At 54.1% G+C, this 22306-nt stretch carries 22 protein-coding genes; 12 read left to right on the forward strand and 10 right to left on the reverse strand.

Annotated features, from left to right (window positions below; genetic code table 11):
* Positions 1-60 precede the first annotated feature (60 nt).
* The 4 genes from rpsF to NQF89_RS07340 all read left to right on the forward strand — a co-directional run bounded on the left by rpsF (position 61) and on the right by NQF89_RS07340 (position 2862).
* A complete protein-coding gene (gene rpsF, locus NQF89_RS07325) occupies positions 61-510 on the forward strand; it encodes a 30S ribosomal protein S6 (RefSeq protein WP_155579526.1) in 450 nt (149 codons plus the stop codon).
* A gap of 6 nt (positions 511-516) precedes the next feature.
* A complete protein-coding gene (gene rpsR / locus NQF89_RS07330) occupies positions 517-801 on the forward strand; it encodes a 30S ribosomal protein S18 (RefSeq protein ID WP_155573602.1) in 285 nt (94 codons plus the stop codon).
* A gap of 10 nt (positions 802-811) precedes the next feature.
* Positions 812-1441, forward strand: coding sequence for a 50S ribosomal protein L9 (gene rplI / locus NQF89_RS07335; RefSeq protein WP_099026785.1), 630 nt, complete (start codon positions 812-814; stop codon positions 1439-1441).
* 191 nt (positions 1442-1632) lie between these two features.
* Positions 1633-2862, forward strand: coding sequence for an SAM-dependent methyltransferase (locus tag NQF89_RS07340; protein WP_155573601.1), 1230 nt, complete (start codon positions 1633-1635; stop codon positions 2860-2862).
* Positions 2863-2878: 16 nt separating this feature from the next.
* Here NQF89_RS07340 and rsmA read toward each other — a convergent pair whose 3' ends face one another.
* The 7 genes from rsmA to NQF89_RS07375 are packed head-to-tail and all read right to left on the reverse strand — an operon-like array spanning position 2879 to position 11686.
* A complete protein-coding gene (rsmA, locus tag NQF89_RS07345) occupies positions 2879-3721 on the reverse strand; it encodes a 16S rRNA (adenine(1518)-N(6)/adenine(1519)-N(6))-dimethyltransferase RsmA (protein ID WP_266137870.1) in 843 nt (280 codons plus the stop codon).
* Positions 3721-5088 (reverse strand): peptidylprolyl isomerase, encoded by a 1368-nt coding sequence (locus NQF89_RS07350; RefSeq protein WP_266137871.1) that lies wholly within the window; start codon positions 5086-5088, stop codon positions 3721-3723. Before NQF89_RS07350 ends, rsmA begins: the two co-directional genes overlap by 1 nt.
* Before the next feature lie 7 nt (positions 5089-5095).
* Positions 5096-7549 carry an LPS-assembly protein LptD gene (locus tag NQF89_RS07355; protein ID WP_266137872.1) on the reverse strand — a complete coding sequence of 818 codons (2454 nt, stop codon included), beginning with the start codon at positions 7547-7549 and terminating at the stop codon, positions 5096-5098.
* Positions 7549-8670 (reverse strand): LPS export ABC transporter permease LptG, encoded by a 1122-nt coding sequence (gene lptG / locus NQF89_RS07360; RefSeq protein WP_155573598.1) that lies wholly within the window; start codon positions 8668-8670, stop codon positions 7549-7551. The genes NQF89_RS07355 and lptG overlap by 1 nt, the downstream gene beginning before the upstream one ends.
* A gap of 8 nt (positions 8671-8678) precedes the next feature.
* Entirely contained in the window at positions 8679-9833 is a 1155-nt protein-coding gene (locus NQF89_RS07365; protein ID WP_266137873.1) for an LptF/LptG family permease, read from the reverse strand.
* A gap of 3 nt (positions 9834-9836) precedes the next feature.
* Positions 9837-10859 (reverse strand): L-threonylcarbamoyladenylate synthase, encoded by a 1023-nt coding sequence (locus NQF89_RS07370; RefSeq protein ID WP_266137874.1) that lies wholly within the window; start codon positions 10857-10859, stop codon positions 9837-9839.
* A gap of 35 nt (positions 10860-10894) precedes the next feature.
* Positions 10895-11686: a 3'(2'),5'-bisphosphate nucleotidase CysQ family protein gene (locus tag NQF89_RS07375; protein WP_266137875.1), complete on the reverse strand. Its 792-nt coding sequence runs from the start codon at positions 11684-11686 to the stop codon at positions 10895-10897.
* Positions 11687-11825: 139 nt separating this feature from the next.
* Between NQF89_RS07375 and NQF89_RS07380 the strand changes: the two genes are divergently transcribed.
* From NQF89_RS07380 to NQF89_RS07410, 7 genes are read left to right on the forward strand one after another with little or no spacing between them, the layout of a single operon-like run.
* Positions 11826-13337, forward strand: coding sequence for a leucyl aminopeptidase (locus NQF89_RS07380; protein WP_266137896.1), 1512 nt, complete (start codon positions 11826-11828; stop codon positions 13335-13337).
* A gap of 15 nt (positions 13338-13352) precedes the next feature.
* Positions 13353-13844, forward strand: coding sequence for a DNA polymerase III subunit chi (locus NQF89_RS07385; protein WP_230880634.1), 492 nt, complete (start codon positions 13353-13355; stop codon positions 13842-13844).
* Positions 13845-13852: 8 nt separating this feature from the next.
* Positions 13853-15151, forward strand: a complete 1299-nt coding sequence (locus NQF89_RS07390; protein WP_155579518.1) for a hypothetical protein — start codon at positions 13853-13855, stop codon at positions 15149-15151.
* Positions 15152-15162: 11 nt separating this feature from the next.
* Positions 15163-16026: a hypothetical protein gene (locus NQF89_RS07395; RefSeq protein ID WP_266137876.1), complete on the forward strand. Its 864-nt coding sequence runs from the start codon at positions 15163-15165 to the stop codon at positions 16024-16026.
* A complete protein-coding gene (locus tag NQF89_RS07400) occupies positions 16023-16556 on the forward strand; it encodes a hypothetical protein (protein ID WP_155573593.1) in 534 nt (177 codons plus the stop codon). Before NQF89_RS07395 ends, NQF89_RS07400 begins: the two co-directional genes overlap by 4 nt.
* Positions 16556-17812: a hypothetical protein gene (locus NQF89_RS07405; protein ID WP_266137877.1), complete on the forward strand. Its 1257-nt coding sequence runs from the start codon at positions 16556-16558 to the stop codon at positions 17810-17812. The genes NQF89_RS07400 and NQF89_RS07405 overlap by 1 nt, the downstream gene beginning before the upstream one ends.
* A complete protein-coding gene (locus tag NQF89_RS07410; RefSeq protein ID WP_266137878.1) occupies positions 17809-19245 on the forward strand; it encodes an NADH-quinone oxidoreductase subunit D-related protein in 1437 nt (478 codons plus the stop codon). Before NQF89_RS07405 ends, NQF89_RS07410 begins: the two co-directional genes overlap by 4 nt.
* Here the strand turns inward: NQF89_RS07410 and NQF89_RS07415 are convergent.
* On the reverse strand, positions 19219-20181 hold the full coding sequence (locus NQF89_RS07415; RefSeq protein WP_155573590.1) for a diacylglycerol/lipid kinase family protein: 963 nt from the start codon (positions 20179-20181) through the stop codon (positions 19219-19221). The genes NQF89_RS07410 and NQF89_RS07415 overlap by 27 nt on opposite strands.
* Before the next feature lie 86 nt (positions 20182-20267).
* Here NQF89_RS07415 and NQF89_RS07420 point away from each other — a divergent pair, with 86 nt between their 5' ends.
* Positions 20268-20786: an NADH-quinone oxidoreductase subunit B family protein gene (locus tag NQF89_RS07420; protein WP_266137879.1), complete on the forward strand. Its 519-nt coding sequence runs from the start codon at positions 20268-20270 to the stop codon at positions 20784-20786.
* Here NQF89_RS07420 and NQF89_RS07425 read toward each other — a convergent pair.
* Both NQF89_RS07425 and NQF89_RS07430 read right to left on the reverse strand, forming a co-directional pair.
* Complete coding sequence (locus tag NQF89_RS07425) at positions 20702-21568, reverse strand: CDP-alcohol phosphatidyltransferase family protein (RefSeq protein WP_266137880.1); 867 nt, start codon at positions 21566-21568, stop codon at positions 20702-20704. The two genes, NQF89_RS07420 and NQF89_RS07425, sit on opposite strands and share 85 nt — an antisense overlap.
* 9 nt (positions 21569-21577) lie before the next feature.
* The gene (locus tag NQF89_RS07430; protein WP_155573588.1) at positions 21578-22255 is read right to left on the reverse strand and encodes a phosphatidylserine decarboxylase; all 678 of its coding nucleotides are present in this window, start codon (positions 22253-22255) and stop codon (positions 21578-21580) included.
* Between the last annotated feature and the right edge of the window lie 51 nt (positions 22256-22306).

A 22306-nucleotide genomic window follows, 5' to 3' on the forward strand; every position in this document is an offset into this window, starting at 1 on the left:
GTGGTGTGTTCAGGCCAGCACTGGGTTGGTCCGGGTTGACCTTATCCGAAGGGAGTTTTCATGCCACTTTATGAGACCGTGTTGATTGCACGTAATGATGTCTCTCAGGCTCAGGTTGAAGCCTTGGTCGAGACCATCTCAACACTTCTTGGCGAGCATGGCGGCACAATCCGCAAGCGCGAGTTCTGGGGCCTGCGGACCCTGGCTTATCGTATCAAGAAGAACCGTAAGGGCCATTACGTCCTGCTGGGGATTGAAGCCCCGGTCGAGGCGATGAATGAGCTGACACGTCAAATGGGCCTGAACGAGGATGTTCTCCGCCTGATGACGCTGCGTGTGGATGAGATTGACGAGACGCCGTCTCCGATTCTGTCCCGCAAGGATGATCGCGGTGGTGAGCGTGGGGCCCGTGGGGGTTCCCGCAGCGGTGGCCGTTATGAGAGTGGCCGTGGCGGCCGCCGTCAGAACGAGTCTTCCGAGGCGCGTGATCACGTGGATGAAGCGGAGTAAGAGAGCATGTCAGAAACAAACACGACACAGGCCGTTAACCCTGCGACACGCCGTTTGGCTGTGGGGGCACGCCGTCCTTTCTATCGCCGCCGTAAATCCTGCCCGTTCTCCGGGGCGAATGCACCGAAGATCGATTATAAGGATGTACGCTTGCTGAGCCGCTTCCTTTCCGAGCGTGGCAAGATTGTCCCCAGCCGCATCACGGCAGTGTCGGCTAAAAAGCAGCGTGAACTGGCGCAGGCGATTAAGCGCGCCCGCTTCCTCGCTCTGCTCCCCTATGTTGTAAACTGAGGAGCGCGACATGTCCCAGACATCATTGATTCTGCTTCAACGTGTGGAAAATCTTGGCCAGATGGGCGATGTCGTCCATGTGAAGCCGGGTTATGCGCGTAACTTCCTGTTGCCTAAGGGTAAGGCTCTGCGTGCAACAGAGGCTAACCGTGCGCGTTTTGAGACAGAGCGCGCTCAGCTGGAAGCTCAGAACATCCGTAAGCGTGAGGAGGCCGAGCGTCTTTCCGAGCGTATGCACGGCTTGAGCGTGACGTTGATCCGTCAGGCAGGTGATAGTGGCAGCCTTTATGGCTCTGTTACCCCGCGTGATATTGCAGCCGCTGCTACAGCAGCTGGTTTGACGGTGTCCCGTCAGCAAGTTGTGTTGGATGAGCCCATTAAGGTGCTTGGCCTGGTAGAGGCACGCATTATCCTTCACCCAGAAGTGTCCATTCAGGTGACTGTTAATGTGGCACGCTCTGAGGAGGAAGCTGAGCGTCAGGCACGCGGTGAGGTTATCGGTCAGGAAGAAGAAGAGGATAACATCCTTGGTGAGCTTCATGCCGAGCAAGCCGCTGAAGAAGCTGCCGCTGAGGCCGCCGAAGCTGCTGCTAAAGCCGCTCAGGGTGAAGTGGCAGAGGGCACAGGTCACGAGGGCTAATAGGCTTTCGGCTCTTTTAAGAGACCTTATAGAAACCCGGCAGAGTTCATTCTGCCGGGTTTTTTAGTGCGCGGGGATGGTAAGGGGGGCTTGTTATCTCCCCATATTGTGCAAATATTAACATCTAGAGGTGGCCATTAGGTCCCTACAAAATAAACCTATTTTGAGCCATGTTGGGATGGAATAGCGCGATGAAGTCGGTTCTTGATGCCTTACTAAAGCGGTTCATCTATTTTGGGAGCTTAACCGTCACTTACAGTGATGGAACACAACGCTATTATCCCGGTGAAAAGCCCGGGCGTAAGTCGGCTATTCGCATCCTCTCATCAGCGGCGGAGCGCGCTCTTGCTTTAAAACCGGCCCTAGCCTTTGGGGAAGAATATATGAATGGGACGGTTGTCCCTGATGGTTGTTCCCTAGAGGATGTGATGTGGACGCTCATGCCGAATATTGAGCGTGGCGGGCTATTGAGTGAGGATATTAGTGGTAAATTGCGGTATGTTAGCCGCGTTTTGCGCCCTCTTAATTCGCTAAAACGCTCTCGTACAAATGTGGCGCATCATTATGATTTGAATGGCAGCTTATATGAGCTGTTTTTGGATAAAGACCGGCAATATTCCTGCGCTTATTTTGAGCATGATGATATGTCGCTAGATGACGCACAAATTGCTAAGAAGCGTCATATCGCCGCAAAATTGAAGCTCGATCATGCCGGGCTGGAGGTCTTAGATATTGGCTGCGGTTGGGGTGGGATGGCCCTCACGCTTGCGCGTGATTACGGTGTGAAGGTAACGGGCATTACCCTCTCAGTTGAGCAACTGCAAGTAGCGCGGCAACGGGCGAAAGAGGAAGGGCTAGAGGGCTTGGTCTCTTTCGAGCTGCTGGATTATCGGACGCTGAATAGGCAGTTTGATCGTATCGTCTCCGTGGGGATGTTCGAGCATGTGGGGGTACGGCAGTACGAGAGCTTCTTCAACCATATCAAGCGGTTATTACGACCAGAAGGTGTTGCGGTTATTCATTCCATCGGGCGGATGGATGGGCCGGGTATGACCAATCCGTGGATTACGAAATATATCTTCCCCGGTGGTTATTCTCCCGCTTTAAGCGAGACGCTTGCCGCGTTGGAGCAGACAGGCTTGTGGCTGACAGATTGTGAGGTCTGGCGGTTGCATTATGCGAAAACACTCGCTCATTGGCGTGTGCGCTTCGAGACGAATAAGGACAAGGTGCGAGCCTTATATGATGAGCGTTTTGTGCGGATGTTCGAGCTTTATTTGCTCGCCAGTGAGCTTGCTTTCCGCATTCAAGGCCATATGAACTTTCAACTTCAAATCACACGGGATATTGAAGCCGTGCCTCTTACGCGGGATTATATGTTTGTAGCCGAGCAAGCCCAGCGAGCAAAGGACGAGGCTTAAGCGCGTGCCCTCCGGTTTAGGAGGGGCCTTGTTGCTGGCGTAAATGGCAGCGGGCGAGTGTGTCAAACTCGGCAATGGTGAGGGTTTCGGCCCGGCGTGTTGGGTCGATGCCTGCTTCTTCTAGCAAGATGCTCCCTTTGATGGGTTTGAGAGCCGCCCGTAGCATTTTGCGCCGTTGGCCGAAGGCAGCAGCCGTTACTTGCTCCATGGCTTTAAAGAGGGCGGGTGCGGGCTGCTCAGCATGGGGGATGATGAGGGCCACAGCAGAATGAACCTTTGGCGGAGGGGAGAAGGCCCCCGGCGGCAATGTCAGCGCGATGGAACATTCTGCGCACCATTGGGCGAGTACGGCTAACCGCCCATAAGCGGCACTGCCCGGCGCGGCGCAAATGCGCTCTGCGACCTCTTTTTGGAACATCAAGACCATGCGTGACCATTGCGCGGCTTGGCGTAGCCAATTTACTAAAAGGGGTGTGGCGACATTATAGGGTAAGTTAGCGATAATTTGCCGTGGTGCGGGGGTAAGCTGGGTAGCATCTAGCCTTAGGGCATCTTGCCGGACAATATGTAGCTGCTCAGGATAATGGGCCTGTAGCTCCTCAAGGAGAGGCCAAGCGCGGCGGTCAATCTCTACAGCATGAACACTTTGTGCGTTGGAGTCTAGCAACGCACGGGTCAGCCCACCGGGGCCGGGGCCTACCTCTATAACATGCGTTTTGGCGAGGTTACCCCCCAAAGCCGCAATACGCATACAAAGGGTCGGGTCGAGCAAAAAATGTTGCCCTAGCGATTTAAGAGCATCCAACCCATGATGGCGGATGCTCTCGCGTAAGGAAGGGAGCGCGGTTGGTACTGCCATCAAGGAGCGAGGACAGTTTTAGCCGCCGGGCGGATTTTGATGATAGCTGTCCGGCGTAATGCGCGTTGGAGCTGCTGGGAGGCTTGCTCAACACGCTCATTCATCAACTGGTCCGCAATTTGACCAGGAGTTTGCTGGGCAAGGTTGCGTTGCTCGCGAGAGCAGACCATGAGCAAAGCAATGCCATCTGGGGCGACAAGAGGGTGGGATGAATGGCCCGTGGCGATTTTATCAACAACAGCCTTCATTTGGGGGGCGAGACGCTCCTCAACTTGTAAACCCGGATTGCTAGGGCGGCTATTGCCCAATGAGGTGTTGAGAGCCTCCATCTCCTCGCATGTTTTGATGGTCTGTGATTCATGAATCGCTTTCTGCAAAGCGAGTTTTTGTTGGTCCGTGGGGTTGGAGGGGTCTAGCTGAGTGCTGAAGGGGAAGAAGGCCTGCCGCATATTGAGGATTGTGCCCATTTGCTTACCAATCGTCCGGCGGTCCAGAACAGTCACAATCTCATAGCCCCCCGGTACTTTAATAGGGTTAGAGATAGCATTCTCCGGCATTTTTTGAACGATAGGGAGGACTTCTGGCTCGATATTATCTTCCTGCATCCAACCGCGAGAGCCGCCTTGTAGGGCGGATTGGTCTTGGGAGAACTGCGCCGCTACAATCGCAAACGGAGCCCCATTACGCAGTTGATTGATGATAGTTTGGGTAAAGGCCAGCTCTGTAGCGTCATGGCGAGGGTCATTCACAGGGACGAAGATCTCGCTGATGAGATATTGCGGACGTCCAGCCTCGCGTTGCAGAGCTTCTTCACGCTGGGTGATTTGCAGTGGTGTAACGCGGCTGCGTGTCCCGAGCTCCTCACGCAGTACTTGCATCCAGCCAATTTGGACGCGGATTTGGTCGATTAAGGTTGTAAGAGATACGCCATCAGCTTTAAGCCGGTTGCGAAGGGCGTTTTCTGGCATGCCATTGCGCGTCTCGATGGTGCGGATGGCTTCGGCAATTTGCTCTGGTTCGACATTGATATGTCGGCGGAGGATTTCCTGCATTTTCAGCCGCTCGTTAATGAGCTGCTGGATGAGCTGCCCACGTAGACGCTCCATAACTTCTGCATTAGGGGTCAGACCGGTGGAGATGACAAAAAGCCGAGCGCGGTCTTCAACATCGCGTTGGGTGAGGATTTGCCCATTCACGATGATAATAATCTGGTCTTCCGTAGCGGGGGTATTTGCTGCTTTTCCATGTTCATGAGGGGTGGCGGCTGGGATATGCGATTTCGCCATTGCCTGCCCTCCGACCATAAGGGCGGTGCATGTTGTTAGGGAAAATAGTGCAATGCGCGAGAGACGAGAGTAAAAAGCCATAACCAGATTAGTTTCCGAAGGTACCAAGAGAATTGAACGTGACGCTGAAGCCAACCGTTACGTTAGGCCGCCGACCGCCGATATAGGTGTTCTGACGTGAGGCGTAAACATTGAGGGTGAAACATTCATTAGAATACCCAACTGTGCCCCCATTTGCCACAAATTGCTTACGGGCAATGCTACGGCGCGTGTAATAAGCGAAGGAATATTCTTTCCACCGCCCAGTCACTCCGCCGGTAAGCTCGCTGACTTTACCAAGGAAGGGGTTGTTGACGCGAGACTGGTCCATGCGGTTTGTATGAGGGGTATAGTAATAGTAATAAGGGGTTCTAGGCTCATACACATAGCCTGCCATGACACGGAAGATGGGTATCCCCGCCGAGACGAGCCCCTCACCATAGTCAAAATGTTTACTATAAGGGTTAAAGCGTCCGCGCGCCGTGACATCAACAAAGCGAGAGGGCGTCATCTGAATGCGGCCGACAGGGTCGGAGAATGTATGATTAACGCCGGAATAGCGCATATAAGCCGGCCCCCCACGGTTGGGATGCTGGATGAAGCTTTCCCCAATGAGAACATCTACCGAGCGGCCATTCCAGCTCCAATTTTGATGCAGGCCTACATTGGCGCGTAAGCCACCATCAAGCCTGTCCGTCCCCATATAACGATTGAGGGAGAAAAGTGTCGCATCAGTAAACTCGTAAGCGAAGCTATCCTCATTAGGGAGTTGTCGATGCAGAGCACTGCCTGTGTTGGGGGCAGCAATCAGCTGAATGATGGGCTCAAAAATCTGCGTGGCATGGCCTTTGGCAAAGCTGCGGAGGAAAGGCCAGTTCATCTTTAATGCAAGGGTTGGTTGGACTTGCCCACTTACATGCGATCCAGATTCCTCATAGAGAGGTTGCTCATGCATACGTGTGGCATGATACACCATAGAATCAACACGGGCGGTTAAAACCCATTGTTGGCCCCAATTATTGGTCCAAGGGCGATCCCATTGGAAGGCAAGTTCCCCGCGTTGGTCATTCGCACCGCGATCGCGCAGAATGACAAAATCGGTCGTATGGACTGTGAGACGCCCGCCTAAAGCATCTGGCTCACCTTGGAAGTCATATGTAAAACGAGGGAGGGAGTAGGGGAGGTCCTTATTGTTAATAATACCTTGGTTAAGACCCTGATAAATCTGGGTATCTAAGCGTAGGTAGGAGCCAACACCAAAGCCCTCTAAATAGGCATTGGTATTGAGCGCATCACTACCATATCCCGGCACACTATAGTCACGCATATAGTTTGCTGCTGTTGTACGGTTAGCATTAAACCCAACGCGCCAATGAGGTGAGAGGTTAAATTCGCCTCGGCCTGCAATATAGGCTTGGGCACCATGCTCCTTCCCACCATAGCTGGGCTCACCAAAGGCATTATAGAAAGGTTGGTTACGTAGTGAGTCGTAAGCGACAGCACCGGTGAGGTTTAAATAACCGTTATTGAAGCGATTGCGGTAATTAACTGTTAATTGAGGTCCGGATTTTGTCCCTACGAGGGGCGTAAAAGTAGCGTCTTGATGGCCATCAATTACCCAAAAATAAGGGATGCTAAAGACCGTACCAAGATAATGGTCATGGGGTTTCGCATAGAAATTAAGAAACCCACTATGACGTTTTGAGCTGGGGTCAGTAATCGGCAAGTAGGGGAAATAGGCGACAGGCACCCCTAAGATACGTAACCACGCATGATTAAACTCAAGATTTTGATTATCTTTATCTTGTGTCGCATTACGCGCCGTTATGGACCAAAAAGGTGCTCGCTCGGGATGCTGTGCGCAAACAGGGCAGGCTGTATAAACAGCGTTGGAGAAATCTGTCACGCGGCCATTGTTACGCCGCGTCCCGCTGCTGGATATTTTGACATTATTTTTCATACGGGCATAAGAGGCCGTGCTAACATCATCCTTCATTCCGTGGGAGAACTCGGCCCGCTCTGTATAAGCAATTGTGCCATCTGGTTGGGTGAGCGCGACATGATGAAGTGCTGTGATTGTACCAGCAGCGCGGTCGTAAATAACCTTATCAGCCCGCATAGCTTGGCCACCCTGCCAAATACGGACATTGCCTTCTAAGACAAGAAGGCCTGTTTTATCATAGCTCTCATGGTTGGCGAGGTAAGTAACAGGCTCAGAGTCTGACACGCCGCCATTGGAGGATAGGTTGGGCGGTGTACCTGCGGGGAGAGGGCGAGCATTAGCAGGTGGTTTTGGCGCGTTAGAGGGAGTCTTTTGTGTATCTTGTGGGGGCTGCTGCGCGGGGATGGTTGTAGGAGCGGCTGTGGCGGGAACAATTTGCAAAAAGGCCCCTAGCGCACTCCCGGCGAGGGCTTGGCTTAGCAGCGACCAGGGCTTTCCAACACGGTGTGGCTTAGCCTGTAATGGCCCAGCGCGTAACGGAAAGTCAGCAGACAGTGGCATTAGCCATCCTCCAAATGCAACAACAAGGCCGCCGCGAGACATAACCCGATACCTGCTGGTGCCCAAGCAGCAGGCAACGGGGGTAAAGCACCAGATTTTCCCAGTTGCTCAGCGATTTTAGAGACCGCGAACAAAGTAAAGCCTGCTGTTACACCAATGCCGAGCATCCGCGCAATGCCACCACGCCCTGCCGGACGAATGGAAAAACCGGCCGCAACGAGCACCATAGTAACCGCAAGCATGGGAAGGGCTAAAAGCCCTTGAAAGTGGAGTTGATAGGGTATCGTAGAAAAACCGGAATGATGCAACAATTTAATGATATGAGGCAGGGCCCAAAGTGAGAGTGTATCGGCAGGGATAGCCCGCCGATTGAGGATTTTTGGTGTAAAATCAGACGGTAAAGTAAGGTCATGTGGTGTATGAGGCATGCGCGTATTAGAGAGGGTAAGCGCGTTATGGATGTTCCAATACCCATGGGAGAGAGTGCCTTCTGGGGCTTCAATCCGTTCTAAAAGATTCATAGCGCGGTCTAGTCGGAAGATGGTCAACTGTTGCGCTATCAACACAGTATTTTGTTGGTGGAGTGTCCCGATATGGAAGATAATATCCCCCCCAAGGCCGGGAATATTATCGCTACTGCGAAGCCATAAATCGGTAAAGAGCGTGCGTGGCTGGGGGGTAGGGCCTTGTAGCCACTGGGCCTCTAATGCGACAGCATGGCGGTAGCTTGCGGAGGATAGGGGCGACAAAGCAGCACTCATAAAGGCCCCTAAAAGGGCTGCACACAAGCTCGGGCTGAGGAGAAGTTGCCATACGGAGAGGCCAGCGGCACGGGTTACCACAAGCTCGGAGGAGCGCGCCAGGCGAGAGAAGCAGATCATCCCGCCCAATAAAACGGCAAAGGGAAGGATGTAGAGGCTGTAATAAGGGATGTGAAGTGCGGCGATGTGTAGAACAGGTTGTATGCCCGCCTCTGGGTGGGCCGCGGCGCGGCGGAGGAGGTCGATAAAATCAAAGAGGGAAATGAGTCCGGTGAGGGCGCATAGGGTCAGTATTGTGGTGAGGGTAAATGCCCGCCCTACATAACGGGCTAATGTGGTGGAAAAGCCAGTATGAACCATAAAATGCCCTACCTAGCCATGGAGGTGGATGGGGTTTTATGGCGCATACTCGCCCATAAGAGGCTTCCCCCGCCCATGAGGCTAGGGAGTAGAACCTCAGCCCATAAAAGAGGCACAAAAGCAGGATTTCCCTCTGCAAGATGTTTTAGGATGAGGGAGAGAATCATCAATAACATCACAATGAGGACAGCGAGCGTGGGACGAAGGAATGTCGCATGACGGCTGAAGCGGCTTTGTAAGACGCAGAGGAGGGCTATCATAGCATAAGAGAGGCAAGCGAGCGGGTTTGTCAGGCGCGTCCAACCCTCAATGAGCAATTTATTACGGCTATGGCGGGAGAGATTACCTTGTGGGAAAAAGAGAGCCGAGAGGGGAAGCTCTGCGACATCAGGGGCAAAGGTTTGATGATGAGCAGACCCAATATCGACTGTTTCGAGCTGGAAATAAAGTGTGCTGATCTGGCCTGTATGGCGGTTTAGCGTATGGCGAGACCCATTATGAAGGACTAAGCGTAAAAGGTCGCCTTGTGGTGTGGTCAGGCCATCTTCAGCGAGAATAGTGACGGGATAAGCGGGGTTACGGTCATCCTCAATCATAATGCCGTCAAAGCTATCATCGCTGCGGCGTTCATGGATATATACGGTCATCCCCTTACTTACGGGGGTAAAGACGCCTTCCTCCAGCAAGAAAGCTGCTGCGCGATTGCGGATTTCTAGCTCATAGCGGTGGAAGTGATGATAAGCGATCGGTGCGGCCCAAAGGCTAAGCCCGTACCCGGTGAGGCAGGCCAGCCCCGCCCCAATTAGTCCCGGCCGGGCGAGGCGGAGGGGGGAGAGGCCCATAGCCTGCAAGACGGTGAGTTCCCGGTCTCCTGCGAGCCGATGGTAGAACCATAAGGTGATAAGAAATGTCGTGACGGGGAGAATGACACTGATGAAGGAAGGCACCATTAGGAGGGTGAGATGCAAAAAGGCGAGTAGGGAAAGCCCATGTTGCACCACCATACCGATAAAATGGAGCGATTGTGTTAGCCAGATTAAAGCTGTGGCCCCGCCCGTGAGGGCAATAAGCCCCATGAGGAGATGATGGAGGATGTAGCGGTCCAATAACGCTAAGGATGTAACATGGCGAAATAGGGGGGGTGGAGTGTGCTGTAGGGCCATGTTTTAGGCAGGGCGCGGGGCCGCAGCACGTTTAAGCCTATCCTGCAAAGCACGGCCTAACCCATCATGCGGCAGGGGAGCTACAGCGATGGCCGTGAGGTTATGGCGTGCAGCAGAACGATCTATCTGCCGTAAGGCTGCAAAGAGACGGTGAGCGGCTTCTTCCACATTACCTTCTAGGCTGAGATTGACGTTAAGAGCTGGGGCGGCTCCCTCGGCTATATAGTCGCCAAAGGTAAGAAAGGCCTCACCCGGGGAGAGATGCGTTGCATTTAGGCGGACTGGTAAAGAGGGGGCATAATGGGACGCTGCTTGCCCCGGCGCGTTGGGCTGGCTGTGTGCGCTCATATGGTCCGCTACGTTAATTGGGCCACAAAGGCCCTCTAAAGCTTCTAAGGTGATGCCACCGGGGCGGCGGAGGATGGGTTGTGTGCCGGTAAGGTCTAGCACGGTGCTTTCTATCCCCACAGCGCAAGGGCCAGTATCCAAAACAGCATCAATCCGGCCATCCAGCTCTTCCAAAACATGCGATGCTTGGGAAGGGCTCACTCTACCAGAGCGATTGGCAGAGGGTGCAGCGATAGGCTGCCCAACATGTTGGAGTAGCTCCTCCACCGCACGGCCTTTAGGAACACGAATGGCCAGAGTCTTTAAGCCCGCTGTGGCAGCAGGGCAGATGCGGCTTTCTGCATGGCGGGGGAGGATGAGGGTTAGCGGGCCGGGCCAGAAGGCTTTGGCGAGTGAGCGAGCCATTTCATAAAGAGGGGCTGTCTCATCAATCTCTGCAAATGCGGCATCAGCAGTGGCAAAATGGCAGATAAGCGGGTTAGAGCTTGGCCTGCCCTTGGCTTGGAAGATGCGCTCTACCGTATGAGGGGAGGTCGCAAGCCCACCCAGCCCATAGACGGTCTCCGTCCCGAAGGCGACAAGCCCCCCTTGTTGTAACAAGCGGGCAGCACGGCGGATGCCGTCATAATCATGGTCGAGCCGTTCTGTCGTGTGGGAGGGGGCGTGAGGCATAGGCATAATATGTGGTACCAAGATGTAAGAAAGGGCGGGGATTAATGTGGGGTATAGCCTGTACAGAAGAAGGGTGGGTTCAACCATCCTTTCTTCCCATAACGGAGGGGTTGGCCTGTTTCATCCAATAAATGACCGCCCGCAGCTTCTAAAATCGCGTGCGGGGCAGCGGTGTCCCATTCCATCGTAGGGCCAAACCGGGGATAGAAATCCGCTTTCCCCTCGGCAATATGGATGATTTTTGCCGCAGAGCCTAACCGTGTGATGCAATGAATGTGACGGCCATCTGACCATTTACGCAATAGGTCTTCTGATGTATGGTGGGAGGAGGCCATAACGCGTAAGCCTTCTTTCCCCACTGGGGCCGTTTTAATGGGGTGGCGTTGCTCCCCAATAAGTTGAAAAGCCCCTAAGCCTCTGCCCCCACCGTAAATCCCATATTGAGCAGGCAGGGCAACCGCCCCAAGAACGGGCTGATGGTCGCGAATCAACCCGATATTGATGGTAAAATTATGGCCCCCAGCGGCAAATCCGCGCGTGCCATCTAGCGGGTCTATCAACCAATAGCTGTTGCCCGGCTGGATATGCGTGCCTGCGGCATGTTCTTCTTCAGCAATAGCGGGGATGGTGGGGCAGGCATCCCGCAACCGTTTGAGAATATGCGCCTCGGAGGCTTTATCAGCCTCTGTTACAGGGGAGGAATCCTCTTTTATATCGGTCTGAAACCCACGCGCGCGGACATCACGCACAATCGCGGCGGCTTCATCAATGACCTCTAGGGCGAGGTTTAAGAGGTCATAATCTTGCGGGACAGGGGCGGAGGAAGCGTTCATGTGGGTGATAGTAGCGTATTATTGCTCATTCGTCACTTCTCCTCTTCTCTGATATAAGAGGGGAATAAGGGTCTTCGTCCTAGTCTCATAGGGGGCAGGCGGGCCAGTTTTGAGAGATAATGATTTAGGTAGGGGCATGATGTTTACTATTTCTTTCACCACAAAGCGACAAGGGCAGGATAAAGCCGGTCTTTCTGCGTTGTTATTGTGCCATGGGGCAGAGTTTACCAAGGGCGCGTTATTTCAGCATTATGATAAGATGTTAGGCGGGGCTTTAGCGCGAGCGGCCTCTTTGCGGGCATTTGCGGGGAAGGTGGGGGAGAGTGTTAGCCTCATCGCCCCAGAAGACTCGATAGCGCAATTCCATCTCATCGGTTGTGCCCCGTGTGATGATGAGCCTCAAACAACAGCGCAGGCGATGCAGTTGGCAGGAGGCAATGCGCTGCGTCTTTTAGCCCATAGTAAAATTAAAGCGGATAAGGCCAGCTTGTTGGTCGAGGCAGAGCAAGCCTCTCTTGCTGCGGAGCTTGCTTTAGGTGCTCGTTTGGGGGGGTATCGGTTTGACCGTTACAAAACAGTGAGCCAAAAACCGCAAAGCCTTAAGGTACTTCACATCGTTGTGCCCTCCACAGGGGCGATAAAGGAGCTTGAGGCACGTTGGGCCGAGCTGGAAGGCTTAGGGGAAAGTGTGTTCCTTACGCGTGACCTCGTTAATGAGCCTGCAAATCGTTTAACGCCGGCCGTGTTTAAGGACCGGATTCAGGAGCTCTCCGCCCTTGGTTTGGAGATTGAAGTGCTGGACCGCGCACAGATGGAAGCCCTCGGCTTTGGGGCTTTGTTGGGTGTAGCACAAGGCAGTGAGCAACCGCCCTTTACGGTGATTATGCGCTATCAGGGGGCCGCTAAAGCAGAGACGGCACCGCTGGCTTTTATCGGTAAGGGCGTGACATTTGATTCTGGCGGTATTTCCATCAAGCCTGCAGCGGGGATGGATGAGATGAAGATGGATATGGGCGGGGCTGCTGCCGTTGTGGGTGTGATGAGCGCATTAGCCCGCCGTAAGGCCGCAGTGAATGCCATTGGGGTTGTTGGGCTGGTGGAGAATATGCTCTCCGGTGCGGCGCAACGTCCGGGTGATATTGTTAAAAGCCATAGTGGCCAGACCATTGAGGTGCTGAATACGGATGCAGAAGGCCGCCTTGTTTTAGCAGACCTCCTCTCTTATACGCGCCAAACTTATAAGCCTGCGCTGATGGTGAATCTCGCGACCCTAACCGGGGCCATCGTTGTAGCGTTGGGGAATGATATTGCCGGCTTATTTAGCAATAATGACCAGCTTGCTCAGGCTTTAACGAAAGCAGGGGATGAAACAGGAGAGGCTTTATGGCGTATGCCGATGGGGCCTGCTTATAACCGGCGTATTGATTCCGACATTGCCGATATGAAGAATATCGGTGGCCGGCCGGGTAGCTCTAGCTTGGCAGCGGAGTTCCTCAAACGCTTTGTCGGTGAGACTCCTTGGGCGCATCTGGATATTGCCGGTACGGCATGGGCTGAAAAAGCAACAGCCTTAACCCCTAAGGGGGCGAGCGGCTTTGGGGTGCGTCTGTTGGACCGCTTTGTTCAGCTTTACAGCGATACAGCGTCATAAGGTAAGGGACGCGTTATGGAGCATCAGGCGGAGGGGATGGGTGAGAGCGCACCGTCAGAGCGTGCGATGGTCGGGTTCTACCACCTTACCCGCACCACTTTGGAGGAAGCCTTACCTGCTTTGTTGGAACGCACCTTAGAGAGCGGGGCGCGGGCGGTTGTGCGCTGTGAGGATGCCGCTCAGGTTAAGGCCTTGGATGAAGTGTTGTGGAAAGTCCCTCCCTTGATGTGGCTCCCGCATGGTTATGCAAAAACAGGCCAGGCACATCGCCAACCCATCTGGCTTACAGAGTCTGACGAGCGACCGAATGAAGGGACGTTCCTCTTTCGGCTCAACGGGGCGTGGGATGGCGATTTGGTAGGTTTTCAACGTGTGTTCGACCTCTTTGATGGTCGTGATGAGCAAGCGGTTCAGCAAGCACGCCAGCGGTGGAAAAGCCTGAAACAAGCCGGTTACGGCATGACCTATTGGCAGCAGCAGGCCAAAGGTTGGGCGAAGAAGGGGTAGAATAGTCTATGCCGTTTCATGATCCCTTTTTGCTCTGCTTGCTGGCATTATTAGCCCTATTGCTTTGTGGTGATGGGGCTGTGCGCGTGTTTGTCCGTGGGTTATGGCGGTCTGTTCCTGTTGTTACATGGCGGCAAGGGGGCTGCCATATGGCGGGGTTCCTCATGGCCTTTGCCGCTTTGGGGGTGGTTGGGCATGCGGGGGCTGCGGCGTGTTTGGTGGCTCTAGCCCTGCTCTTTTTTGGCGGCGGGGCGGCTTTTCGCCCTATATGGGGGGTACCTGCGTTATTAGGGTATGGTCTCTCTCCAACCGGGCTAGGCGGACTGGGGTTGATGGCCTTGTGCCTTTGGGCGGCAGGCCAAGCGCAGATGAGCCGGGTAGGGCAGGTTGTAGCGATAGTGCTGCTTATAGGGTTGGGTCATGGGGGCGCATCAGCTCATCCATTATTATGGCTGGGTGGGAGTGTTGCCCTCGTAGCGATAGGCCTTTTAGTAGAATTAGGGCGCGATTGGGAGGTTTTGTTACGCTCTTGCCGTTTGCTGCGGCCGTTAATGCTTTTAGGTCTTATGGAAATCTCCCGCCAGCAAGGCCTATCAATAGGGGTAGAAACAGCATTTTGCGCCTTGCTGTTGGATGTAACTTGCCAAACTATCGCGGCTATTTGGCCATTTGCTGTGTGTTTGAGCATCCCCGCTCCACCCTTGCCGGGCTTTGTTGTTGGGTGGATGGGGTTGCATACCGCATTGGGTTTGAGCGGAGGAACCGAAGGCTGGGCAGTGATAGGGTGTATTCTAGCCATTATGGTGATGGGCTTATCATTAGGGGATGGTATGGTTAGCCTCCGTGAGGCTGCCTCTATTCAACCATGTAAGCGGGTGGAATGGGGGATAGGCCTTATCATAGCGGCTCTTTTACCATCCCTATGTGGGTTTGTGACGCAATGGATGCCCGGTGCAGCAGGTCATAGAGGGGCGTGGTTTTATCGCCTCCCCGGTGGGGATGGGAGCATGATAGCCCTCCCTCTTTTCTGGCTGGCATTATTTGTGGTGTGGCGGGGCCTCTCACGCGGGCATGTTAAGACGTGGCAGTCGCGTATTAGGATGGACGTATTAGCGGTAGGTATGCAGGCTCCCCCGCTGCGTTTATGGCCTATAAAACGCTTGGTCGTGCGAGGGCAGCAGCATATAGGCGTGGTGCAATCATCTGGCCGCGCACTTTTATCATCTCTCCCGTTGCGGGATTCTAGTGCTGTCTTTTGGCTGGTCTTTTTGGGTGGCGTTTTGGTTATGTTGGGGCTTGCCCAGTGAAGAACGCTATTATGCCATACTTTATAGATGGCGTGCGCCTAGGGTTAGAGCTTGTGTGCCAAAGTGTAGCATTGCTTGCAGTAGTGCCACTTATGGTTTGGGTGATGGAGGATGTTCCAGCCTTTTTGGTAGGGCGCGCAGTAGCCCCATTGGGTAGTCGTTATCGGCGTTTCGGGCATTTTGGGCGGGAGATTTTACGGCACGGTATTGATGTAGAAAGCGGGTTGATGCTGACGCTTGCCCTGTTAGCCCTTCTTATTTTGGCGGGGATGTCTTTTATAATGCCCTCCTGCTTAGGGCTGGTAGGGGCATGGCTTGCAGACCCGCTTTTGGTGGGGAGCCTTATTTTAACGGGGGCTTTATGGGCTGCGCCTTCTTATTTTGGGCAAGTGGTGCGGTGTTGGTTTGTTCTGTGCTTGATGGAATCTTTCCTCGTCCTTGCTGCACCGGGCGTGACGGGTTTTTTGGGGGTGCATCATCTCCTTATTGCCGCCCCTGGCTCTAGTTTGGCAGGGACAGCTTTATGCTGTGCTGTGGCATTGGCGTTCCTCACCCCTGTGCCGCGCCGTGAGGTTCTGGTTGCTGAGATGATAGAGCAGGCTTGGCCGCCTAGCCGTGCAGAGCGTGACCAAAAACAGAGGATTTTAGAGCTTTATCGTCTAGGGTGGGTGCTGCTTGTGGGGGATAGTCTTTTACCGGTGCTATTCGGGCTAGAAGGGCTGGGAAGTGTGGCCGGTTTCATTGGGCGGTTTATGGGCGGGGCAGCCCTTATCATCATAGGGCGGGCTACGGGGCTGAGCCGATACCGTCATTTTGTTGCGTTATTACTTGGCCTAGCAGGCTTAATGGCTTTGGCGGGACGATTTGCCGTATGATGGCGGGATTTGCATGCGCTTTGGTCTTGTTATTGATGTCGCTAGGGCGGGATGGTCGCTGGTTGCCGCTTTATGGCGTTGTATGTGCGGCGATTGCTGGAACATCAGGGACGGGATGGATCGCTGGGTTAGCTGTTATAGTTTTACCTGTCGCGAACCTATTGCTATGGGGCGTGATATGGCATTTTACTGTTGGGCAGCGGCGTGTTTCTAACGGTGGGCGTGAGATTTTGCCTGTGGTGCTGACGCTATTATTGCAATTTGTATTGGCTTTTTTTGGAGCAGGATTGGGTTTGGTCCCCACATTTGGCATCGGGCTGGTCCTAGCGGGGTTATGTGCAGCGGTATGTGGAGAAGCTCTGTCCCAATTTTGCGGGCTTGCTATGGCGGTGGATGGGCTGTTGGTTATGGCGAGTCTTTTGTCGTCTTGGGGCGTATTTGTAACGGGGTTAGCCCTGTGGGGTGTATTGGTGTTTTTGGCTCTGGTCCTGCTGCCGCGTTTAGCGTGGTGGCGTGTGGGGGATGATTAATGGCCTTCGCCGCTGCGGCCTTTGCGCCGGGCTTATTCGCCTCACCTATTTTATTAGGGTTATTTTGTTGGCCTTTTCTGGTGGTGTGGGTGCTTTGGGCCGCAAAACGACCAGAGGAAGCTGGGGCCATGGCGTGGCTTGGCGCGGGGTTGAGTACGCTAGCTTTGCTAGGGTGCTCCTCCCATATAAGCTGGGGGCAAGCGGTTTGTTTGGGGCTGGAAGCCTGCATAGCTGTCATTATTTTGGCTGGGCGTAAGGGCGAGGCGCACTCTCTAAATGATCAACATAGCGCGTCTTTTCGTGCGGGGATGGAGCAGTATGTCCCCCTCTTGGTGACGGGTTGTATTTTTATGGCGTTATTATTGCGCCCGCCTTTAGCTGCGCTGTTTTTTGATGCTGCCGGGACGGTCTTACTTGCATGGTGGGATGGGCGTGCCACGCGGCGCGCTATGCCTGCATGGGAGGTGGTGCGCTTACGGCTAAGTGGTGTGGTGCTTGCCAGTGTGGGGCTGATGGTTATGCGCGGGGGGAGCGTTTTTGCCACGGCGGACACGGCTTTGCAGGTCGGGCAGGTGTTCGCTTTAACCGGGTTGTGCATGATGGCAGGCTTGGGCCATAGGGCTTCTAGCCGGGCAGAGTTAGCATTGTTGGATGTCGGGTTGCGATTTGTCCCGCTTTTTTTGCTGCCTTTGGTGATGGTGACCCCACTGGCACGGTCTTTGATGGTACTTGCTGGGCTTTTAGCCCTCGGGAGTGTGGTTTTAGGAAAGCAAGGGCGCGTACCGTCATTAACATGGGTGCTTGGCTTTGCTGTACTTGCGGCGGGGACGGGGCAAAGGCTGGTGCTTTTATGGCTCTATAGCGCAGTTTTACTCGCCGCATCGTTGCGTGTGGTGTGCGAGAGGGAGGCGGTTATAAGAGGCGAGGCGGGTTATACCAGACTACCCCCCGGAGGGTTAACGGTTTTACCCATGCAGATGATGCTCCCTCTCCTTATGATGGTGTCTATTGTGCTAGCGGCATCATTAGGGAGGGCAGCTTGCGTGGGGCTGTTTATCTGCCTTTGTATGGGGCTGCGCGGGTTGGAGCTGGAGAGCTTGCCGCAAACATTCTTAGCGGTGTGGCGATGGCATGATACCCTTATAAGGCTGTTATTGGTGCTGTTAGGGGCCTTAACATTGTTGGGGATTGCTCTGTTCGCTATGGGGCTTATGCCAGAGCCAGCCATTCAAATGGTGAGAGGGGTTGGACGATGATGGAGGACCCTATTTTAGAGGGAGGGGAACGGGTAGGGCTGTTCCATTATCGTGTATCCTCGGCAGGTTGGCTGCATTTCCTCCAACAAAATGAGCGCAGAGTGGCTTTATTGGCCTTTTGGGCCGATGAGTCTTGGGCAACAGCTTTGTTCCTATGTGCGGGGGAGCAACCTTTGCTGGTGAGTACGGCTATAGAGCAGGGACATTATCAAGCTGTGTCGCCTTATTTTCCCGCAGCACAATGGGGCGAGCGCATGGCGCGGGATTTATGGGGGGTAGAAGCATGGTCCGCTCGGGATGATAGTCCTGCGCTTGATGATGGGAGTTGGTCCCTAATAACACCATTAGCGGCTCATCCGTTGCCTGTAGCTGATGGTATGGGGCAGCCGTTGCCTGCCTGCCGGATGGAGCCATCACAGACGCAAGTGCCGGGTTTGCTGGGGATTGATTATGCCCTCTCTGAAGGTGCGATGCAGCAAATAGAGGTGCAGATTGCCGCTGGGCATCGCGGTGTGCTTTCCCGTTTGATGGGGTTGTCCCCCCAAGAGGCATTGCCGCTGATAAGCCGCATCACAGCGAGCGGATTTGTAGCGCATCCTTTGGCATTTATACGGGCCATAGAGCAAGCTGAAGGCCGCCGCCCTAACCCATATGAGCGGGATAGGCGGCTCCTTCTATTGGAGGTAGAGCGCATCGGGGTGCATCTTTTTGACCTCAGCCAAACAGCGCAACACGTGGGTGCGGGTTTGCTTGGAAGCATATGTGAGCATGCGCGGGAAGCTCTAGCGGCTCTATGCGCGGATTATGGCTTCTCTCGGCGTTTGACCAATAGCATCACACTAGAAGGGCAGAGTGAGGGGGGAGAGATTTTGCCTTTCATGCAGGCTTTATCATCAATGTTGCGGCCACGTCTTATACAGATAAAACAGCTTATGGGACTGTTTAATAATAGGCTGAAAAATATTGCTATTATTCCGACAGCTTTGGCGTGGGATTACGCTTTAGGGGGTGCGGTTGGTCGAGCTAGCGGGCGATATGTGGATTTTCGCTTCATGGATGAAGGCATGCGTGTGCAGGCTTTAGGCGGTGCGGTACGGCATGAGGGTGATGCTTGGGCGCGCCATCGTCAACGCATGACAGAATGTGAGGAATCGTTGCGTATTATAGGGCAGATTATGGCGTCCTTTGGGCAGGAGCGGGACGGGAATGTCATCCCGCGGACGGATGAAGGGCTTGGGGTCGCAGAGGGCGCGCGCGGGGATGTTTGGTATCATCTTCAGCTTGAAGCGGGGCGTATTACAAAGATACAGATACGCGACCCGGCTTTGCCACTTTTGGCTATTTTGGGCCTCGTGTTGGAGGGGCAATCGCCAGAGCAGCTAGGGATGATGTTAGCATCCCTAGGTTTATCGCCTGCCGCTATTGCGCTTTGAGAGGGAAGGCTCCCGTGGTTGGGGGGGAGCGATAATCTTTAAAAGGGTTGGTGCGCTAGTAATTTGGAGTGGCGTGGTGCCGCGGAAGTCCCCATCACTTTGGGCGGGGATAGGGCTGGTATGGTCGCAGGTGATTTTCTCCCCTGTGAGGATGGTAAAAGCAGTGTTGGAATATGTTTTCCGTCTGAGGCGCATCATGATGAGCTGCCAGATGATGAGCAACGGGTTAAGCCGGTGGAGCAGTAGGACGGAAAAAGCAGGCTGCCGATGGAGCTTGTGAGGAAAAAGCGCAAAAGGCCCCCCATATAGCCGCCCTTTGGAGATAATGCTTAAAACGGTGCGGTAAGAGACGCCATCTACACGCGTTTTGAAGGGGGGAAGCCGTTTGGAGATAGCAAGCTGTAAGGCTGTAAGAACATAGGCTGTGCGCCCTATGCGTTTTTTAAGTACGGGTGAAAGATTCTGGACAATCCATCCATCAAGGCCGACCCCTGCCATTTGGAGGAACAGGGTCGGGGTTGTGTTGTCCGCTGTTGTTATTTGCCCCGGCCAGACGCTACAGCGCGTGCCACGGGCGAGGAGGGTTACATTCTCGGCATCATCAAAGGGGATATTAAGCTCGCGTGCTAGGACATTAGCCGAGCCGATAGGCCAAAGGGCAAGGGTGCAAGAGGCCTTCATCATCGCTTGAGCAATTTCAGCAATGGTGCCATCGCCGCCACCAGCGATGATGATATCTGGTACGTTTTGTTCATCTCGTTCTAAATAAGCTCGCACAATATCCGCCGCATGGCCTTGGGCACGGGTGAGTTCCACCTGTACATCACAGCCTGTTTGCTCCAACTGCTCGACAAAATGTGTGAGTCGCTCTTTTGTGTAATGGCCAGCAATAGGGTTGGCGATAAGCAAAATATGGCGGCGAGATGAGGGGTTCATAAGGCTAGAGAGTTCCTTTTGGGAGAGATGGCCTTTCGGTGTATAGGATAATCTTATACGCTGTTTTGAAGGAGTACGACTAGATCATGCAACCAGCACCATTGACAATGCTCCTTGCTTTTCTGGATGTACAAAAATGGCGGCCCCACTCTAAGCGGCGTGGCGGACGAGATATTCGTCTTTTTACGTTAGAGACAGGCAGTTGTGAAGGCTGCGCGATGGAGCTGATCACTCTGGGGGGGAGTGCTTATCCGCTGGAGGGGAGTGGCTTTGAGCGCGTACAACATCCTCAAGATGCTGATTGGTTGCTCGTAACAGGGGCAGTGACGCGCTCTAGCGCGGGGGGATTAGCTAGCGTATGGGAGGCTATGCCCCCCGGGCGCAGCCTGATTGCTATAGGGGATTGCGCTTATAATGGCGGGCTGTGGGGAAGTAACTACACAACGCTAGGTGGGATTGCTGCCCTTAGCCGTGTATATAGCACTATCCCCGGTTGCCCGCCTTCACCAGAGGCTATTCTTCACGCCTTGGTGGAATTAGCAGAGGGCGGGTCATCCTCTACAGTCTCCCAAGAATCCTCTGCCTCGCGGCGTAGCCGCCAATAAGAACGGCGTGAGAGAGGGATCATAATAAGGTAAATTATGCCCGCAGCGGCTAAGGCCCCCCAAGGCTCTGCAATCAGAATAGCCGCATAAGCACCCGTGCCGACCAGCATAGGTAGAATATAGCGGGAGGGGACCTTAAAGTTCTTAAACGACCAAATAGGCAAGGTCGAGACAAGGAGGAACGCCGTTACAATCAAGCAGGTAGCGGCCAACCACGGGGAGTGAGCAAAACGAGCAACCCCCTCTAAGTGATTGCGATGGGCTTCTAACCCTAAAAAGACGGGGAAAAGTGCAAGCCCCGCCCCGGCAGGAGCCGGCACACCGGAGAAGAAGTTAGCGGCATATTCCGGCGCGGTATCATCATCCAAAGCAGAATTAAACCGTGCAAGGCGTAAGGCCATGCACACGGTGAATAAAATGAAAGGGATGAAGGAGAGCCGCTCTGTCGCAGGTAAGGCCCATAGCATGAGGATAAAGGGCGGGACGACACCAAAACACACAAAGTCCGAAAGGCTATCAAACTCCGCCCCAAAACGGGATGTTCCTTTTAAGAGGCGGGCAATGCGGCCATCTAGCCCATCCATACAAGCGGCGATGAGCAAAGCCGCTGCTGCGTGGGTGAAGTGCCCCGTCATGGAGAATTTAATCGCGCTTAGCCCCGCGCAGAGGCCGAGCATGGTAAGGATGTTCGGCACTAGGCGATTGAAGGAACGGCCATGAACACGGCGGCGTTTGCGCCGGTAACGGCGGACCATGACTTTACCAGATGTAGGTTTTTGCATGGCGATGGCTCAGAGCCGTGCGATGATGGTTTCACCACCAATCATCGTCTGTCCTTCCAAGACTTCAGGGGTGATGCCGGGGGGAAGGTAGATATCCGTGCGGGAGCCAAAGCGGATGAGACCGAAAAGCTCGCCCGCTTTTACACGTTCACCTTCTTGCACATCACAGAGGATACGCCGTGCGATGAGGCCAGCAATTTGGACAACGGCAAGCTGACGGCCATCATCAAGTGTAATACGCAGCTCGTTCCGCTCATTATGCTCGGAGGCTTTATCTAAGCTGGCATTGAGGAACCGGCCTGCATGATAGGCAATTTTAGAGACAGTCCCGCTAACGGGCATACGATTTACATGGACATCTAAGACAGAGAGGAAGGTAGAAACCCGCCATACGGGGGTATTGCCCATCTCCAAAGCAGCTGGAGGCGCAACAAGAGAAACGCCCGTTACGCGACCATCAGCACTAGAGAGGACGAGATTATCCCCCTGTGGGGATGTTCGGCGTGGGTTGCGGAAGAAATAGAGGCAGAATCCCGTAAAGGCGAATCCGACCGTGCCTACCGCGCGGGTGAGACGCCACGGTGTCAGCCGCCCGAGAATGGCTGTCAGCAGGCCCGCTGTCAGGAATGGAGTAGCCGCACGGTGGGGCGGCGCAAGAACGAGTTTGAATGATTTGATAAGTGACATATCATTACTCATACGTCACCTATCGGGTGGGTCAAGTCTTTCTATGAGGTA

Source organism: Bombella pollinis (assembly GCF_026385485.1).
GTDB lineage: Bacteria > Pseudomonadota > Alphaproteobacteria > Acetobacterales > Acetobacteraceae > Bombella > Bombella pollinis.

Bases quoted from the DNA above. Each gene is read 5' to 3' on its own strand.
- rpsF (WP_155579526.1), top strand. From the start codon at position 61: ATGCCACTTTATGAGACCGTGTTGATTGCACGTAATGATGTCTCTCAG.
- rpsR (WP_155573602.1), top strand. From the start codon at position 517: ATGTCAGAAACAAACACGACACAGGCCGTTAACCCTGCGACACGCCGT.
- rplI (WP_099026785.1), top strand. From the start codon at position 812: ATGTCCCAGACATCATTGATTCTGCTTCAACGTGTGGAAAATCTTGGC.
- NQF89_RS07340 (WP_155573601.1), top strand. From the start codon at position 1,633: ATGAAGTCGGTTCTTGATGCCTTACTAAAGCGGTTCATCTATTTTGGG.
- rsmA (WP_266137870.1), bottom strand. From the start codon at position 3,721: ATGGCAGTACCAACCGCGCTCCCTTCCTTACGCGAGAGCATCCGCCAT.
- NQF89_RS07350 (WP_266137871.1), bottom strand. From the start codon at position 5,088: ATGGCTTTTTACTCTCGTCTCTCGCGCATTGCACTATTTTCCCTAACA.
- NQF89_RS07355 (WP_266137872.1), bottom strand. From the start codon at position 7,549: ATGCCACTGTCTGCTGACTTTCCGTTACGCGCTGGGCCATTACAGGCT.
- lptG (WP_155573598.1), bottom strand. From the start codon at position 8,670: ATGGTTCATACTGGCTTTTCCACCACATTAGCCCGTTATGTAGGGCGG.
- NQF89_RS07365 (WP_266137873.1), bottom strand. From the start codon at position 9,833: ATGGCCCTACAGCACACTCCACCCCCCCTATTTCGCCATGTTACATCC.
- NQF89_RS07370 (WP_266137874.1), bottom strand. From the start codon at position 10,859: ATGCCTATGCCTCACGCCCCCTCCCACACGACAGAACGGCTCGACCAT.
- NQF89_RS07375 (WP_266137875.1), bottom strand. From the start codon at position 11,686: ATGAACGCTTCCTCCGCCCCTGTCCCGCAAGATTATGACCTCTTAAAC.
- NQF89_RS07380 (WP_266137896.1), top strand. From the start codon at position 11,826: ATGTTTACTATTTCTTTCACCACAAAGCGACAAGGGCAGGATAAAGCC.
- NQF89_RS07385 (WP_230880634.1), top strand. From the start codon at position 13,353: ATGGAGCATCAGGCGGAGGGGATGGGTGAGAGCGCACCGTCAGAGCGT.
- NQF89_RS07390 (WP_155579518.1), top strand. From the start codon at position 13,853: ATGCCGTTTCATGATCCCTTTTTGCTCTGCTTGCTGGCATTATTAGCC.
- NQF89_RS07395 (WP_266137876.1), top strand. From the start codon at position 15,163: ATGCCATACTTTATAGATGGCGTGCGCCTAGGGTTAGAGCTTGTGTGC.
- NQF89_RS07400 (WP_155573593.1), top strand. From the start codon at position 16,023: ATGATGGCGGGATTTGCATGCGCTTTGGTCTTGTTATTGATGTCGCTA.
- NQF89_RS07405 (WP_266137877.1), top strand. From the start codon at position 16,556: ATGGCCTTCGCCGCTGCGGCCTTTGCGCCGGGCTTATTCGCCTCACCT.
- NQF89_RS07410 (WP_266137878.1), top strand. From the start codon at position 17,809: ATGATGGAGGACCCTATTTTAGAGGGAGGGGAACGGGTAGGGCTGTTC.
- NQF89_RS07415 (WP_155573590.1), bottom strand. From the start codon at position 20,181: ATGAACCCCTCATCTCGCCGCCATATTTTGCTTATCGCCAACCCTATT.
- NQF89_RS07420 (WP_266137879.1), top strand. From the start codon at position 20,268: ATGCAACCAGCACCATTGACAATGCTCCTTGCTTTTCTGGATGTACAA.
- NQF89_RS07425 (WP_266137880.1), bottom strand. From the start codon at position 21,568: ATGCAAAAACCTACATCTGGTAAAGTCATGGTCCGCCGTTACCGGCGC.
- NQF89_RS07430 (WP_155573588.1), bottom strand. From the start codon at position 22,255: ATGTCACTTATCAAATCATTCAAACTCGTTCTTGCGCCGCCCCACCGT.